This is a genomic window from Streptomyces tauricus (assembly GCF_014650955.1).
GTDB lineage: Bacteria > Actinomycetota > Actinomycetes > Streptomycetales > Streptomycetaceae > Streptomyces > Streptomyces tauricus.
The window spans coordinates 193,341-209,384 of the sequence record NZ_BMVY01000002.1 but is presented as its reverse complement, the minus strand read 5'-3'; the positions used below and the strand labels follow the sequence as shown (position 1 = coordinate 209,384).

Here is a 16,044-nt window from a genome sequence, read left to right as displayed (position 1 = left end):
AAACCCCGGCACCACACACGGCGATACCCCCTGCCCAAAAACATGCTCCGCACCCTGCCCCCAAGAAGAGGCCCTCCCCATGCCATCACTCCTCGCAGCAGCCCCAGCAGCCGCAGAAACCCCACCTCACACAGGAGGCCTGCTCCTCCTCCTGGACGGCACGGCAGGACTCCTGACCGTCGCGGCCCTGGGCATCGTTTTTTTGCTGGTCCTGATCATCAAGGTCAGACTCCAGCCGTTCGTCGCACTGCTGGCGGTCTCCATAGCCGTGGGCCTCTCGGCGGGCCTGTCCGTGACGGAACTCTTCGGCACGGTCCAGAGATCGACCTCGGTCTCGATGATCGAGTCGGGCATGGGCGGCATCCTCGGCCACGTCGCGATCATCATCGGCCTGGGCACGATGCTGGGCGCGATCCTGGAGGTGTCGGGCGGAGCCGAGGCACTCTCCACCCGCCTGCTGAACCTCTTCGGCGAGAAGCGCGCCCCGCTGGCGATGGGCCTCACCGGCCTGATCTTCGGCATCCCGGTCTTCTTCGACGTGGGCATCTTCGTCCTGGCGCCGATCGTCTACGCCGCGGCCAAGCGCTCGGGCAAGTCGATCCTTCTCTACTGCATGCCGCTGCTCGCGGGCCTGTCGATGACGCACGCGTTCCTGCCGCCGCACCCCGGCCCGGTGGCGGCCGCGGGCCTGTTCAAGGTGGACCTCGGCTGGGTCATCCTGATGGGCATCGTCGTAGGCATCCCGGCGGTACTCGCGGCCTGGGCGTACGCGGCCTGGATCGGCAAGCGGCTCTTCGTCCCCGTACCGCAGGACATGCTGGAGGCGGCGGACGAGGCGAAGGCGGCGGTGGCCGAAGAGCGGGCGGCCCGCCGAGCGGCAACGCGCTCAACAGGAGCGCTCAACACCACAGGCACCCACAAGAATGCCGCAGTTGACGCAGCAACGACGCCCGAGGACTACGCGGAACAGCCGGTCCCCCTCCCCACGGTCTTCCTGATCATCGGAACCCCCCTGCTCCTGATCCTGGCCGCGACGTTCTCCTCCATCGCGCTGGACCCCTCGACCTTCCGCTCGGTCATCGAGTTCTTCGGGCACCCCTTCGTCGCGCTGACGATCGCGCTGCTGATGGCGTACTACCTGCTGGGCATCAGGCGGGGCTGGTCCCGCAAGTCCCTGGAGACGGTGTCGACGTCCTCCCTCAAGCCGGTGGGCAACATCCTCCTGGTGGTGGGCGCGGGCGGAGTGTTCGGCGCCGTACTCAAGGGCTCGGGCATCGCGGACGCGCTGGCGGACACCTTCAACGACGTGGGCCTGCCGGTCATCGTGCTGGCCTACTTGATCTCGGTGGTCCTGCGGGTCGCCCAGGGCTCGGCGACGGTGGCCATCGTGACCACGGCCGGCATCGTGGTCCCGCTGGTCGAGGGCCAGGACCTCTCCCAGGCACACCTGGCGCTGATCATCATGGCGATCTCGGCCGGTTCGATCTTCGCCTCGCACGTCAACGACGGCGGCTTCTGGATCGTCGCCAAGTACTTCGGCATCTCCGAGCGGGACACCCTCAAGTCGTGGACGGTCCTGGAGACGGTGCTGTCGGTGGCGGGCTTCGTGATGGCGGCGGCACTGAGCGTCTTCATATAACGATGTAGCGGGACGAACCGGTGCCCGACTGTTCCTGGCACAGGATCGTCGACCATACTGCCCGCTGTGGAGCAGCGCATAGGACCCAACATCCAGCCCCTGCAAGGTGCCGCGGTCGACCCGGCGGCCGTGCCCGGCATCACGGGCCCGCGCCCCGCCGAGCCCGGCGCCGCGAAGCCGGCGGAGCCCGAGGACGCCGTCTCGAAGGAGACGGCGTCCGACGACGAGGCGACAAAGGAGGCCCAGGAACCCTCCGACGCAGAGACGCCGAACGAAGAGCAGTCAGGCGAGAAGTCGGCCGACACGTCGGACACACCGGGCGACCCCGAGGAGACCCCGGCCCCGGACGACGGCCCGGTCTTCGAGGCCTCCGACCGCCGCGCGAAGATCGTCGCCGACCACCGCGGCGTACGGCTGACCCTGGACGACCAGGAGGCCGAGTTCCGCTGGGACGAGATCGGCGCGGTGGAGACGGAGTCGCCGCGTTTCGGGAAGCGTTTCACCATCACGGTGCACACGCCGGACCGCCGCTGGTATCCCCTGGAGATAGAGGCGAAGTCACGAGCCAGTTTCCAGGAGTGGGAGACCAGCCTCGACGAGGTCCTGGACACCTACTTCGAGGACGCTGAGGAGCCAAGCGCCCCGTAAGCCACACGTACAGGCGCAGGCGCAGGCACAAGTGCAGGCGCAAGCGCAGGCAAAAAGTACAGCCACAAACGCAGGGGGACTGCGAGCCAACCACACCGGCCCGCAGCCCCCCTCACACATCAGGTCACACGCTCAAGCGCAATACTGAGCTTCCTTCCCGATGGACCGATACATGCAGTCGGCGTTCTCCAGCAACTGCAGCACCGCGTCCCGGTTCCGCGAGGTCTCGCGCTCGATGACCTCGTCGGGCGGATAGAACCCGCCCCCGCCGCTGGACGACGGATACATCTCGAAGGTGTAGCCGAAGATCTTCTGGCTGCCCCACAGATAGTCGTCGATCGACCCGTCGGTGATGTACAGGTCGCTCGACTGCTCCGGCGTGTACCCGTTGCTGGCGGCCATCTTCTGCCCGACCGCGGCGAACGCGTTGCGGTCGTCCGCCGTCATCCCGGTCGTGGTGTCCGCGGTGGTGTACCCGAAGGGCCACAGCACCAGCTCGCTGTACGTGTGGAAGTCCACGCCCGCCTTGATCTGCTGGGTGCCGCCGACGACCCGGCTGCGGACGAAGTCGGCGACGACCTTCACCTCGGGCGCGGACTCGGGCGCCGAACCCCGGTAGGTCTCGGACGAGGTGGATCCGGAGGACCCGCCACAGCACCCCCACCGGTAGTTCCAGTTCCGGTTCAGATCGGTCCCGACGGCCGAACTGCCGCTGTTGGGCTGCCGGTTCTTCCGCCACGACCGATACGCCCCGGTGGCGATGTCGTACTCGCCGCCGTCCGGATTGAGATCAGGCACGATCCAGATCTCCCGGTTGTTCACCATGTTCGTGACGCGGGAATCCGACCCGTATCCCGCGCCCAGCTCCCGCAGCAGATAGAGCGCCATCTCCACGGTGAGGTGCTCGCGTGCGTGCTGGTGGTGGGTGAACAGCACCTCGGGCTCGGACTCGTCGGTGGCGACGTTGTCGCTGATCTTGATGGCGATGATGTCCCGGCCCTGGTAGGACTTCCCGATCACGCGCTTGCTCATGATGCCCGGGTAGGCGGAGAGCCGCTGGTTGATCTCCGTGTTCATCTCGGCGTAGTTGTGGTACCGCGAGTCGGCGGAGGGGAAGTCGAGGACGCCGACGTCGGCGGCGCTGGACCGGTCCGGGGCGGAGCCGAGGGACGTGACCTCGTACCCCAGCCGCCGCAGTTCCTTCGCCTGGGAGGCGCGACCGGAGACGACGACCGTCTCCTCGTCGGCCTCGTCGATCGACACACCGGTCCGCGCGATCGCCGTACGGACGGCGGAGGTGCTGCCGTGCACATGGATCTCGTACTGGCGGATCTCGTCCGTGTCGGCGGCGGGAGCCTTGCCGGGGGCGGCTCCCGCGTCGGTCATGGCGGCGACGGGCGCCGCGAGAGCCAGCGCGAGGAGTGTGGCGAGAGCAGCGCTGCGCCGCCCACGTCTACTACGAAAACGCATGGATCCTCCTGTTTTCTCCATGAGATCCGGGGTCACCGGAAATGTGGGGATTGGAGCGGGGGATGGCTGTGCGGTGTGGCGCTCATCGTGGAGCTATGGCATGTTCGGGTCAAGGCCGACCCGTGAGCCGGAACCGGAAACAGGCCGAAATCGCACGGCCGCCGCCCTTCGCCCCCGGCTCGAACAGGCAGTTCACGCTGTGCACATCAGGTGGGGATCGGCGCACGCCCTCTTGTGCCCCGCATCTCTTTACGCTTTCTTGATCGGCATGGCGGACACCTCGGGACACGCGGACACCACGGGCTCGGGCAGCACAGCGGGGCCCCCAGCAGGAACAACGGCATCAGGTCCATCGGGGCCATCGGGGCCGTCGGGAAAAAACACCGGCGCCCCGCGTAAATCCAGTTGGAAGTACATCGGCCCCGGCATCGTGGTCGCCGCGACCGGCGTGGGCGCGGGCGACCTCGTCGCCACTCTGATCGCGGGCTCGAACTTCGGCTACACCCTCCTGTGGGCCGCCGTGATCGGCTGCCTCGTCAAGATCTCCCTCGCCGAGGCGGCGGGCCGCTGGCACCTGTCGACGGGCCGGACGCTCTTCGACGGCTGGGCGAGCCTGGGCCGCTGGACGTCGTGGTTCTTCGTGGCGTACGTCGTGATCTGGGGCTTCGTCTACGGGGCGGCGGCCATGTCGTCGTCGGGCCTGCCCCTGCAAGCCCTGTTCCCGGACGTGATGGACCTCAAGTGGTGGGCGATCCTGACCGGCCTGGTGGGTCTGGTCTTCGTCTGGTTCAACAAGTACGCGGTGTTCGAGAAGGTCATGACGGTCCTGGTGGGCGTCATGTTCGTCGTCACGGTCTATCTGGCGATCCGCGTCACGCCGAACCTGGGCGAGGCGTTCGCGGGCCTGCTGCCGGTGCTGCCCGACGAGAAGGACTCGATCCTCAACACGCTCGGCCTGATCGGCGGCGTCGGCGGCACGATCACGCTCGCCGCGTACGGCTACTGGGTCAACGCGAAGGGCTGGACGAACACCGGCTGGATGAAGGTGATGCGGCTCGACAACCGGGTCGCCTACATCACCACCGGCATCTTCGTCATCGCCATGCTCTTCGTGGGCGCGGAGATCCTGCACTCCTCGAACGTCGCCATCGCGAGCGGCGACAAGGGCCTGATCCAGCTCGGGGACATCCTGGAGGACGAGTACGGCACGGCGACCGCCAAGTTCTTCCTCATCGGCTTCTTCGCCACGTCCTTCACCTCGCTCATCGGCGTCTGGCACGGCGTGAGCCTGATGTTCGCGGACTTCGTGGAACGCTTCCGCAAGGACAGGTCGGCTTCAAAGACCGCACACGCGACCCCGACCCCGGACCCCACTCCGGCCTCGACCCCGGCACGCACCCCCGCCCCCGCCCCCACCCCGGCCTCCGGCGAGGAGGTGGCATCGGGCGCCCACGAGAAGTCCTGGCCGTTCCGCGCCTACCTCCTCTGGCTGACCTTCCCGCCCATGATCCTGCTCTTCGAGGGCCAGCCCTTCCGCCTGATCATCCTGTACGGAGTCCTGGGCGCGGCCTTCCTCCCCTTCCTGGCCCTCACCCTGGTCTGGCTCCTCAACTCCTCACGCACGCCCCCCGAGTGGCGCAACGGCCTCCTGAGCAACGCCATGCTGACGATCGCGGGACTGCTCTTCGTCGTCCTGTGCGTGAAGCAGATCTGGGACCAGCCGTGGGCGGAGTTCTTCTAGGACCTACCGGTCCGCGAAATCCCGCCACTTCCCGCTGGTGGCGATCTTCCTGAGCTGCTCCATGGTCAGCGCGGGCTCGTCACGGGTCGCGGGGGTGTTCTGCGCACCGCTGTTGAAGGCGCTGACCACCACCCGCAGTCCGTCGGCCCTGAGGGTGTCGACGGTCCACATGACGACTCCGGAGCCGCCCTTCTCGCCGGGGCCCTGCCGGGCGGTGACCTTCGTGCCGTCGGGCAGCGTCTCGGCGTCGGGGCCGAAGAGCTGGTCCTCGGTGTCCGACATACCGGGCTGCACGTTGATCTGGACGAGGCTCCTGCCCTTGCCGTCGTCGACGACCACATAGGTGAACTCGGAGCCCTGGTCCCCCTTCGTGACCACCTCCACCCCCTGGGGAAGCAGCGACAGGAACGTGGGCCTGACCGACCGGCCGTCGGCCCCGGATGTCCCGGCCTCCGGTGTCCCGGCCTCCGATGTCCCGGCCCCCGGGTCCCCGGACGCCGGGGGAGCGGACTCCGTGCCGCCCGTCCCCTTGCCCGCCGGCTTCCGCGGGATGGAGTCGACGGCGGCGCGCCACTCCGCCGCCGTCACGACGGACTTCAGCTGCGCGGGGGAGAGCGGCGGATCGGGCCTGGTGACGGGGGCGTCCTTCTCGGCGGACGCGTTCCACTCCATCACGCTGACCTGCTGGCCCTGCGGGGTGACGAGCTGCGCGTACCAGTACTTCGTGTCCACACGGCGGTCCGGGTACTCGTAACCCTGGACGATCATGAGGGCTGAGCCGTCGGGGAGTTCGCTGCGCTCGCAGGCGTCGTACTGCGCGAAGGCCTTGTCCGGGCAGGTGGTCGCCTCCTCGGCCTGTTCGCTGTCCGCGTCGATGCGGCCGAGGCCGACCTCGACCGCCGCCTGCCCGTGGCCGTCGTCGAACACGAGGCGGGCGTACGGGCCCTGGCGGTGATCGGTGGAGCGCGCCTCCTTCACGCTGAACGTCCCCTCGGGGAGCAGCGATTCCAGGGTCCGGAGCAGGTCGGGGCCGGTCACGGCGGCGCGGTCGGGCGTGACGCTGCCGCCCGGGCCGGGGGTCCCGCCCGAGGCCACGGACCGCTCCGTGCCCTGGCCGCCGTCCCAGGGCACGAGCAGCGCCCCGCCGACCCCCGCGAGGGCGATCCCGGTCACGCCGCCCACGACGGCCGCTCGCCGCCGCAGCCTCAGCCGCCGGCCGCGGGTCCGGCCGGCGGCGACCAGGGCCGCCCCGTCGGTCTCGAAGGAGTCGCCGGCCTGCCGCAGGGCCGTGCCCAGCCGGTCGTCGAAGGGGATCTCGTCGTGTTCAACAGGCATGACACATCACCGTTTCGCCGTTTGGCCGTTCAGCCGTCAAGCCGTTCAGCCGTTTCGGAAGGGCCGCGAGCCACGCGCCGCGTGACCAGAGGCTGTGAGGGTTCTCAGAGGACAGATGAGGGGACGGGCTCAGGGCGCCACGTACTCGCCCAGGCTCTCGCCGAGCAGGACGCGCAGTCTGGCGAGGGCGCGCACACAGCGGGTGCGTACGGCGGCCGAGCTGGCGTTCATGGCGTCGGCGGTCTCCTCGATGCTGCGGTCCTCCCAGTAGCGCAGGACGACCACGGCCCGGTCCTTGGCCGGGAGCCGGCCGAGCGCCTCGATCAGGGTCAGCCGCAGAGGCGTGTCGGCGTCGGCGGCCCGGGTGTCCAGGACGTCGGGGAACACGTCGGTGGCGCGCTCCTTGCTGCTGCGCCGCCGCTGGTGGGTGAGGAAGGTGCGGGTGAGGACGGTCTGCGCGTACCCGGCGGGGTTGCCGACCCGGGAGACCCGGCCCCAGTGGACGTACAGCCGGCCGAGCGTCTCCTGCACCAGGTCCTCGGCGAGATGGGTGTCGCCCCCGGTGAGCAGACAGGCGGAACGGTAGAGGTGTCCCACGCGCGCCGACGCGAACTCCTGGTACTCGCCCGCGTGTTCCGCCGCGCCGACCTGTCTCATGCACTCCCCCTGTGCTCGTCCGTGCCCGCCCCGCCGCCCTCACTTCACTGACGCGGTGGGCCCCCGGAAATGTTTCACCCCGGCGGCACCGGGCCCCGAACGCGACGCGGCGCCGCACCGGTGCGTACACACCGGTGCGGCGCCGAGCCACTCACCTATGAACCCGCGGGCCCGCCGCTACGGCAGCGCGCGATCCCGCGCTACGGCAGCGCGTGCACGTGCGGTCCCACCGCGTTCGACCACGCGTTGCCCGCCGTGGCGTCCCAGTTCGTGGACCAGGTCATCGCGCCGCGCAGGTCCGGGTAGGTCCTGGCGGGCTTGAAGGAGCCGCAGTTCGTGCCCTTGGCGAGGCAGTCCAGGGCGTTGTTCACGATGGTCGGGGAGACGTAGCCGCTGCCCGCGCCGCGCGTCGACGCCGGGACGCCGAGGCCGACCTGGGACGGGGCGAGGCCGCCCTCCAGCTGGATGCAGGCGAGGGCGGTCAGGAAGTCCACCGAGCCCTGCGAGTACACCTTGCCGTCGCAGCCGAGCATCGAACCGCTGTTGTAGTACTGCATGTTGACGACCGTGAGGATGTCCTTGATGTTCAGGGCCGTCTGGAAGTACGTGTTCGACGTGGACTGCATGTCGATGGTCTGCGGTGCCATCGTGATGATCAGCGAGGAGCCCGCCTTCGCGGACAGCGACCGCAGTGCCTGCGTCATGTACGTGGAGTTGAGGCCGTTCTCCAGGTCGATGTCGACGCCGTCGAAGCCGTACGTCTGCATGAGGGAGTACACGGAGTTCGCGAAGTTCGTCGCCGAGGCGGAGTCGTTCACCGAGACCGTGCCGCGCTCGCCGCCGATCGAGATGATCACCTTCTTGCCCGCGGCCTTCTTGGCCTGGACGTCGGCCTTGAACTGGTCGACGGTGTAGCCGTTCAGACCGGCCGAGTCGAGGGTGAAGGTGACGGCGCCCGGCGTCGCCGTGGCGTCCGCGAAGGACACCGCGATGATGTCGTACTGGGACGGCACGTCGGAGATCTTCTGGACGGCCGCGCCGTTGTTGAAGTTCTGCCAGTAGCCGGTCACCGCGTGCTTGGGCAGGTTGCCCCCGCCGCCCGAGGACGCCTTGGTGGTCCCGGTGACCGCGGTCGACCTCGCCGACTCACCGGCGGTGTTGGTCGCGGTGACCTGGAAGGAGTACGAGGTGGAGGCGGCGAGTCCGGTGACGGTGGCCGAGGTGCCGGTCACGGCCGCGACCTTCGTACCGCTGCGGTAGATGTTGTAGCCGCTCGCGCCCGACACCGGGTTCCAGGCGAGGGAGACGGAGGACGAGGTCGTGGAGGCCACGTTCAGGCCGGCGGGGGTCGCGGGGACCACCGGGTCGGGGTCACCCGTGCCGCCGCCCCCGTCGGGCCCGAACACGGACACGTCGTCGGCGAAGTAGGCCGCCTGCCCGTACCAGCCGTGGGTGTAGACCGTCACGGACGTGGTGTTCGCGCCCGTCGTGAAGGACGTCTTCAGCTGCTTCCAGGAGGAGGAGTCCGGGGTCCAGGTCGACACGTCCGTCGTGCCCGTGCCGCTCGCGCCGAGGTAGGCGTACCCGCCCTGCACCCAGGCGCTCAGCGTGTACGTGGAGTTGGCCTTCACCGCGACGGTCTGGCTGCAGCGGGCGTTGTCCTGCCCGGCCGGGGTGGCCTTCAGGGCCGCCGCGCCCCCGTGCACGGGCGAGGAGACGGTGGCGCCGCTGCCCGCCGAACAGGTCCAGTTGGAGAGCCCCGACTCGTAGCCGGCGTTCTTCGTGTTGTTGACGTCCGCGGCCGAGGCCTGGCCGGCACCGGCGAGGGAGAGAGCGGACGCGGCGAGTACGGCGGCGAGGGCGCCGGCCCATGTCCGTCTGCGTCTGGGCATGCCTGATACGCGGTCCACTGGGGCCTCCGGTGGGGGAGTGGGGGTGAGGGAGGGGTCCAGGGCCTGTGGGACAGGTCCTGGCACGGTGGCCACCGTCGCCTCTCCAAACTGGTCCAGACCAATCAGGTTGTCAAGACCTTTGGCGAGGCCAACGCACCAGCCGGGCCGCGGAGTTGAGGCGCATGCGGATCACTCTGTGTGGATCACGTACGCACCTTGTGTGAGTTGATCTAAAGGATCCGGTGTTGAGCGGCGCATGCCGTGGATAAGGTGCAGTTGCGGAAGGACGCCACAGTGGCAAGTTGTGTCCGTCCGTGAGCGATTGATGGCGACTTTCACGACAACATTCAGGCGATACAGGGGCGATCTGGGACGCGGTTGACCACCCCGTCCCAGTGAACGGGGTGGTGTGCAGCGTGCCGACCGCGATAGCCGTCACCAGTTCCGATCTGGTGCTCCCGCCGCACGACCGGCAGACCCCGCCCGCCGCCGTCCAGCCCCTCGAAAGCCTCGAAGCCTCCATCACGGCCATGCACGCGCTCATCGAGCAGCACGGCTATGTGATCGCGCTCTACCCGTCCTCCGCGCCCGCCGGTGTGATCCGGCGGCTGCACGCGGTGCGCTCCGTCCTGGAGAGCGACCGCGTCGCGCTGCTCTCGCTCGACCTGCCACCGCTCGGTCTCGCCCTGCTCGCCCAGCAGCTGCGCCAGCTCTCCGTCTGCGACTTCAGCCCCGGAGTGCTGGCCTCCGCCGCCCGGCTGCTCGCCCACTACATCTACTCGGGCGCCCTTTTGAACTCGGTCGCCAAACTGGACCGGATCCCGGTCTCGCTCACCTCGCACGCCAAGTCCTGGGTGCCGGGCGCCCAGTTCGCCGTACTGGCCACTCCGCGGCCCCAGCTGGTGCGCGTCGGGCAGGAGGAGCTGACCGGGCCCGAGTTCGGGACGCGGATGCTCGTCGCGGCCGGGCAGCTGCCCGTCGACTGGCTCACCGGGACGCTCGCCCCCGCCTGGCACGTACAGGGCGTCACGACCGTGCCGCTGCCCGCCGAGTCGGCCCGCTGGTGGAGCACGGGCAAGGTCGCCGAGTTCGCCGCGGGCCTCTACGACGTGTCCGTGCTGTACCAACTGGTCTCGTCGGTGCGGCGCGAGGAGTGCCACTGGTGCGGTCTCGAACTCATCGGTGACCGCTGCGGTTTCTGCGCGGCGCCGCTGTCGCCACCCTCGTCGAACGAGCTTCCGAAGGCCGCGGCGCGGGCAGTCTCTTCGGTACGCGCCCTGCCCCGAGGGGCTACGTGAGCCCCGCACGTCAGGCACGTACACCTGAATAACGGTGAATACCTTGCAGCACCCCCTGTTACCGATGAACACCCCTTGAACTCGGCACCGCCCCCACGAGGTGAGATGTAGTGAACTCGCGCCAGCGCCGCGGCATCATCCTGCTGGTCCTCTCGGTCCTGTGCGCCGTGGGCGCCTTCGCCGGAGTCCTCTCGGTGATCCGCGACGTGAACTCGAAGGTCGGCCCCGAGGTCGCGGCATACCGCCTGAAGGACGACATCGCGCCCTACAAGGCGCTGTCGGCCGACCAGTTCGAGAAGGTCTCGATGCCCGAGCGGTGGCTGTCGGCCACCGCGGTCACCAGCCTCTCCCAGGTCCGCGGCAAGATCGCCGTCACGCAGCTCAAGAAGGGCTCGCTGCTCCAGACGGACATGATCGTCGACCGGCCCGCACTCCAGGCGGGCCAGCAGGAGATCGCCATCCTGATCGACGCGGCGACCGGCGTGGCGGGCAAGATCAACCCGGGCTCGCGGGTCAACATCTACGCCACGTTCAAGGACGAGAGCGACAACGGCAAGGACCAGTCGAAGGTCATCGTGCAGAACGCCCGCGTCATCGACGTCGGCAAACTGACCGCCCTCGACCCCGGCCAGTCCAGCAACGACCGCCGCCGCACCGCCAACGAGGCCGTCCCCATCACGTTCGCCCTCGACACCGCCGACGCCCAGCGCGTCGCGTACGCCGAGTCGTTCGCCGAACACGTCCGCCTCGCCCTGATCGCGGGCGGCGCCGACGCCACCGTCGCCCCCGGCGACCGCTCGTACACCCTCGACGAGGACAAGTAGGAGGCCACGATGCGCGCAGAGCCTGTGCTCCCCGTCCCCCCGAGGCCACGCCGCGCGAGGTCGGGCCGATGACCATCCGCATCCTGCCCGCCGTCGGCGACATCGACTCGGCCCGCGCCCTCAGCACCCTCCTGAGCCAGCTCGCCGACGCCGAACCGGCCCCGCCGGTCCCCGACACCACGGCCCTGCTGGACACCCTGGCCCGGCTGGCCGCCGAGTCCCTCGACGAACTGCCCGAAGTCGTCCTGGTCCACGAGCGGATCGGCCCGGTCCCCGCGCTCGACGTCATCCGCGACCTGGTCATGCGCTTCCCGGCCGTCGGCGTCGTCCTCATCACCGCCGACACCAGCACCGGCGTACTGACCGCCGCGATGGACTGCGGGGCGCGCGGCATCGTCGGCCTGCCGCTCGGCTACGACGCCCTCGCCGAACGCGTCCAGGCCGCCGCCGCCTGGTCCACCGGCATGCGCCGCCACCTGGGCAGCGCCACCCCCGAGCTGTACGCGGGCCCGGGCGGCTCGATCGTCACGGTGACCGGCGCGAAGGGCGGCGTCGGCGCGACGGTCACGGCCGTCCAGCTCGCCCTGGCCGCCCAGGCCTCGGGCCGCTCGGTCGCCCTGCTCGACCTGGACCTCCAGTCCGGCGACGTGGCCTCCTACCTGGACGTGCAGTTCCGCCGCTCCATCGCCGACCTCGCCGCGATCAGCGACATCAACCCGCGCGTCCTCCAGGACGCCGTCTACACCCACGACACCGGGCTCGGCCTGCTCCTCGCCCCCGCCGAGGGCGAACGCGGCGAGGAGATCACCGACCGGGTCGCCCGGCAGGTCCTGGGCGCCCTGCGCTCCCGCTACGACCTCGTGGTCGTCGACTGCGGCGCCCAGCTGAACGCCGCGAACGCCGCCGCCGTCGAACTCGCCGACCAGGCCCTGCTCCTGGTCACCCCCGACGTCGTCGCCGTCCGCGCCGCCAAACGCATGGTCCGCATGTGGGACCGCCTCCAGATCCGCAAGGCCGAGGAGACCCGCACGGTCGTCAACCGCTTCGCCCGCGGTACGGAGATCCAGCCGTCCCTGGTCGAACGCGTCACCGGCACCAAGGTCGTCCGCACCACGGTCCCCGCCGCCTTCAAGGAACTCCAGTCCGTCGTGGACGCGGGCCGTATGCAGGACCTGGACGCCCGCTCGACGGTCAAACAGGCACTGTGGGCGCTGGCGGGCGAGCTGGGACTGATGGCCGAGCAGCCCGCCGGCGGTGGCGGCCGTCGCCGCAAGGCATCCTCGGACAAGGGCTCCCTCTCCCTGCGCCGCAAGATGGGCGACCGGGGCGCGGTCACCCTCGAATTCGCCGGCATGTTCCCGATCCTGCTGGTCGTGATGACGATCCTGTGGCAGTGCGCGCTGTACGGCTACACGTACTCCCTCGCCGGGAACGCGGCGGACGAGGCTGCGCGGGCCGCGACCGCGGCGTACGCGGTCGACGGGGACGTCGGCGGTGCCTGCAGCGCCGCGGGCGGGGAGCACCTGCCCGGCGCCTGGGACGGCGCCGGGATCGACTGCGGCGTCGAGGGACCGGTCATGAAGGCCACGGTCACCGCTCAGGTGCCCCTGTTCTTCCCGGGCTTCGACGCCGGCTGGACGGTCGAGGGCGAGGCGGGGGCCGCACTGGAGGGGGAGGACTGATGAAGCGAACCTTGGCACGCTTACGGAAACGTGCGCGGGACGACCGGGGTGTCTCCATGCTGGAGTTCGCCGGGTTCCTGCCGATCCTCCTGCTCGTCGGGATGGCGGCCATCCAGCTCGGCCTGATCGGCTACGGCATCAACCAGGCCGGTTCGGCGGCGCGGGCCGCGGCGCGGGCCGCCTCGCAGGGCGACGACGGGGGAGCGGCGGGCACCGCGGCGGTGAGCGGCTGGCTCGACCCGAGCGTGTCGGCGGCCGAGGGCGACGACCTCACCACCGCGACGGTCACGCTCCAGGTCCCCGCCGTCATCCCCCTCCTGCCGAGCGTGACCGTCGAACGCCACGCCACGATGCCCACCGACGACTGACCGCATGCCCGCGCAACCGACCGACCGTGACACCGACTGACCGCAGAACCGTGACACCGACCGACCGCATGACCGCCGGACCGAACCACCTCACGACCGAGAGGAGTTGAAGACATGAGCCTGCGAGCGCGTATCGCCGCCCCCGAAGAGGGCGGAGCCGGTCGCGAGGACGGGCACCTCGTCGCCGTCTACCGTGCCAAGCTGCTGGAGGAGATCGACCTCGCGGAGATGTCGAGCCTCGCGGCCGCCGAACGGCGCGTACGCCTGGAGCGCGTCCTCGGGCACATCATCAGCCGCGAGGGCCCGGTCCTGTCGACCACCGAGCGCTCCCAGCTGATCCGCAGGGTCGTCGACGAGGCCCTGGGCCTCGGCGTCCTGGAACCCCTCCTCGCCGACGCGTCGATCACCGAGATCATGGTCAACGGCCCGGACTCCATCTTCGTGGAGCGCGCCGGACGCGTGGAGCAGCTCCCGCTCCGCTTCGCCTCGAACGAACAGCTGATGCAGACCATCGAGCGCATCGTCTCCACGGTCAACCGCCGCGTGGACGAGTCGAACCCGATGGTCGACGCCCGCCTCCCCACCGGGGAGCGCGTCAACGTCATCATCCCGCCGCTCGCCCTCACCGGGCCCACCCTCACGATCCGCCGCTTCCCCCGCGCGTACACGCTCCCCGAACTCATCGGCCTGGGCTCGCTGGACGAGCAGATGCTGATGCTGCTCGCCGCGTTCGTCCGCGCCCGCTTCAACGTCATCGTCAGCGGCGGTACGGGCTCCGGCAAGACCACGCTCCTGAACGCCCTCTCCGGCCTGGTCCCGTCCCACGAGCGCATCATCACCATCGAGGACTCCGCGGAACTCCAGCTCCAGCAGGAGCACGTGATCCGCCTCGAATCCCGCCCCCCGAACGTGGAGGGCAAGGGCCAGATCACCATCCGCGACCTGGTCCGCAACTCGCTGCGTATGCGCCCCGACCGCATCATCGTCGGTGAGGTCCGCGGCGGCGAGACCCTCGACATGCTCCAGGCCATGTCGACGGGCCACGACGGCTCCCTGGCGACCGTCCACTCGAATTCGGCGGAGGACGCCCTGATGCGCCTCCAGACCCTCGGCTCGATGTCCGAGGTGCAGATCCCCTTCGAGGCGCTCAAGGACCAGATCAACTCCGCGGTCGACGTCGTCGTCCAGCTCACCCGGCACGCCGACGGCTCCCGCAAGGTCACCGAGATCGCGCTGCTGGTCTCGCACGGCCGCGAGCAGTTCCGGATCGTGCCCGTCACCCGCTTCGTCCCGCGCCCCACCGGCCCCGACCGGGTCGTCCACGGCCACTTCGAACACCTCCCGCTGCCACGGTCGGTCGCGGAGAAGCTGTACGTCGCCAACGAGCCGCTGCCGCCCGCCTTCGGGGTGGCGGAGGCGATAGACGTCCTCAACACCCGACAGGCGATCGGATGACACACACCACAACGATGGCAGCCCCCCGAGCCACCGGAGCCGCCGGAGGCATCGCGGTCCCGATCGTCGAGAGGAGCGAGCCGTGAACAACGCGGTCCCCCTCGCCCTCGGCGCCACCATGCTGTGCGGCACGCTGGCCGTCGCGGGCGTGCACACGTACGTGTCCGGCCGCGCCCAGCGCCAGGCCCTCGTCGACCGGCTCTCCGGCGGCGGCCCCCTGCGCACCGCCGCCGGCCGGGCCCGCCGCTTCGCCGCCGTCGACCGCCGGCTGCGCCGCACCCGGCTGGGCCGCACGATCCAGCTGCGCCTGTCGGCCACGGGACTCGACCTGACGGCGGGCGAGTTCTTCACGTACGTCGCCGCCGTGGTCGTCGCGCTGTGGCTGATCGCGGCGGCGGCCCTGGCCCCGTTCTTCGGCCCCATCGCGGGCCTGGTCGGTGTCTGGAGCGCCGCGATCTTCCTCAACTGGCAGCGCCAGAAGCGTATCGAGGCCTTCATCAACCAGCTCCCGGACGTGGCCCGCCTGCTGGCCAACGCGGCGGCGGCCGGCCTCGCCCTGCGCACGGCGCTCGCGATGGCGGCGGAGGAACTGGAGGCGCCGGCGGGGGAGGAGCTGGCCCGGGTCGCGGACCAGCTGACCCTGGGCCGCTCGGTCGACGACGCGCTGGGCGAACTGGCCGAACGCCTCCCGTCCCGCGAACTCGTCGTCCTCGTCACCACCCTGGTCCTGTCCAACAAGGCGGGCGGCACGGTCGTCAACTCCCTGCGGAATCTCACCAAGACCCTGGAGGACCGCAAGGAGACCCGCCGCGAGGTCCGCACGATGCTCTCCGAGGTCAACGCGACGGCCTTCACCGTGCCCCTCCTCGGCCTCGGCTCCCTCCTCCTCATCAACTCCTCGAACGAGGGCGCCCTGGCCAAGGTGACCGGCTCCCCGCTGGGCCAGACCCTGGTACTGATCGCCATGGGCCTCTACACGATCGGCTTCTTCGTCATCCGCCGCCTCGGCAAGATCGAAGTATGAGGAGGGGATCA

The 16,044-nt window shown here is 70.0% G+C and carries 13 protein-coding genes; 9 read left to right on the top strand and 4 right to left on the bottom strand.

Annotation, left to right across the window (positions count from 1 at the left end; genetic code table 11):
* Positions 1–79 precede the first annotated feature (79 nt).
* Both IE278_RS05580 and IE278_RS05575 read left to right on the top strand, forming a co-directional pair.
* Positions 80–1,639: a GntP family permease gene (locus IE278_RS05580; RefSeq protein ID WP_189769389.1), complete on the top strand. Its 1,560-nt coding sequence runs from the start codon at positions 80–82 to the stop codon at positions 1,637–1,639.
* A gap of 66 nt (positions 1,640–1,705) precedes the next feature.
* Positions 1,706–2,287: a prolipoprotein diacylglyceryl transferase gene (locus IE278_RS05575; protein ID WP_189769387.1), complete on the top strand. Its 582-nt coding sequence runs from the start codon at positions 1,706–1,708 to the stop codon at positions 2,285–2,287.
* A gap of 132 nt (positions 2,288–2,419) precedes the next feature.
* On the opposite strand, the gene IE278_RS05570 is transcribed toward IE278_RS05575, so the two are convergent.
* On the bottom strand, positions 2,420–3,757 hold the full coding sequence (locus tag IE278_RS05570) for a M14 family metallopeptidase (RefSeq protein WP_189769385.1): 1,338 nt from the start codon (positions 3,755–3,757) through the stop codon (positions 2,420–2,422).
* 268 nt (positions 3,758–4,025) lie between these two features.
* On the opposite strand from IE278_RS05570, the gene IE278_RS05565 reads away from it, so the two are divergent.
* Complete coding sequence (locus IE278_RS05565; protein ID WP_189769383.1) at positions 4,026–5,498, top strand: Nramp family divalent metal transporter; 1,473 nt, start codon at positions 4,026–4,028, stop codon at positions 5,496–5,498.
* Positions 5,499–5,501: 3 nt separating this feature from the next.
* Here IE278_RS05565 and IE278_RS05560 read toward each other — a convergent pair whose 3' ends face one another.
* From IE278_RS05560 to IE278_RS05550, 3 genes are all read right to left on the bottom strand, one after another.
* Complete coding sequence (locus IE278_RS05560) at positions 5,502–6,833, bottom strand: hypothetical protein (RefSeq protein WP_189769382.1); 1,332 nt, start codon at positions 6,831–6,833, stop codon at positions 5,502–5,504.
* 129 nt (positions 6,834–6,962) lie between these two features.
* Complete coding sequence (locus IE278_RS05555) at positions 6,963–7,490, bottom strand: SigE family RNA polymerase sigma factor (RefSeq protein WP_189769380.1); 528 nt, start codon at positions 7,488–7,490, stop codon at positions 6,963–6,965.
* A 200-nt stretch (positions 7,491–7,690) separates the two neighbouring features.
* Complete coding sequence (locus IE278_RS05550; RefSeq protein WP_189769378.1) at positions 7,691–9,382, bottom strand: chitinase; 1,692 nt, start codon at positions 9,380–9,382, stop codon at positions 7,691–7,693.
* A 416-nt stretch (positions 9,383–9,798) separates the two neighbouring features.
* Between IE278_RS05550 and IE278_RS05545 the strand changes: the two genes are divergently transcribed.
* From IE278_RS05545 to IE278_RS05520, 6 genes are all read left to right on the top strand, one after another.
* Positions 9,799–10,680 (top strand): hypothetical protein, encoded by an 882-nt coding sequence (locus tag IE278_RS05545; RefSeq protein ID WP_246569972.1) that lies wholly within the window; start codon positions 9,799–9,801, stop codon positions 10,678–10,680.
* Between the two features lie 110 nt (positions 10,681–10,790).
* Positions 10,791–11,504, top strand: coding sequence for a Flp pilus assembly protein CpaB (cpaB, locus tag IE278_RS05540; protein ID WP_189769376.1), 714 nt, complete (start codon positions 10,791–10,793; stop codon positions 11,502–11,504).
* A 68-nt stretch (positions 11,505–11,572) separates the two neighbouring features.
* Positions 11,573–13,186, top strand: coding sequence for a CpaE/TadZ family protein (locus IE278_RS05535; RefSeq protein WP_189769374.1), 1,614 nt, complete (start codon positions 11,573–11,575; stop codon positions 13,184–13,186).
* Positions 13,186–13,554 (top strand): TadE/TadG family type IV pilus assembly protein, encoded by a 369-nt coding sequence (locus IE278_RS05530; RefSeq protein ID WP_246569970.1) that lies wholly within the window; start codon positions 13,186–13,188, stop codon positions 13,552–13,554. The genes IE278_RS05535 and IE278_RS05530 overlap by 1 nt, the downstream gene beginning before the upstream one ends.
* Before the next feature lie 114 nt (positions 13,555–13,668).
* Positions 13,669–15,009 carry a TadA family conjugal transfer-associated ATPase gene (locus tag IE278_RS05525; protein WP_189769373.1) on the top strand — a complete coding sequence of 447 codons (1,341 nt, stop codon included), beginning with the start codon at positions 13,669–13,671 and terminating at the stop codon, positions 15,007–15,009.
* A 118-nt stretch (positions 15,010–15,127) separates the two neighbouring features.
* Positions 15,128–16,033, top strand: a complete 906-nt coding sequence (locus IE278_RS05520) for a type II secretion system F family protein (RefSeq protein ID WP_189769828.1) — start codon at positions 15,128–15,130, stop codon at positions 16,031–16,033.
* The last annotated feature ends 11 nt before the right edge of the window (positions 16,034–16,044 follow it).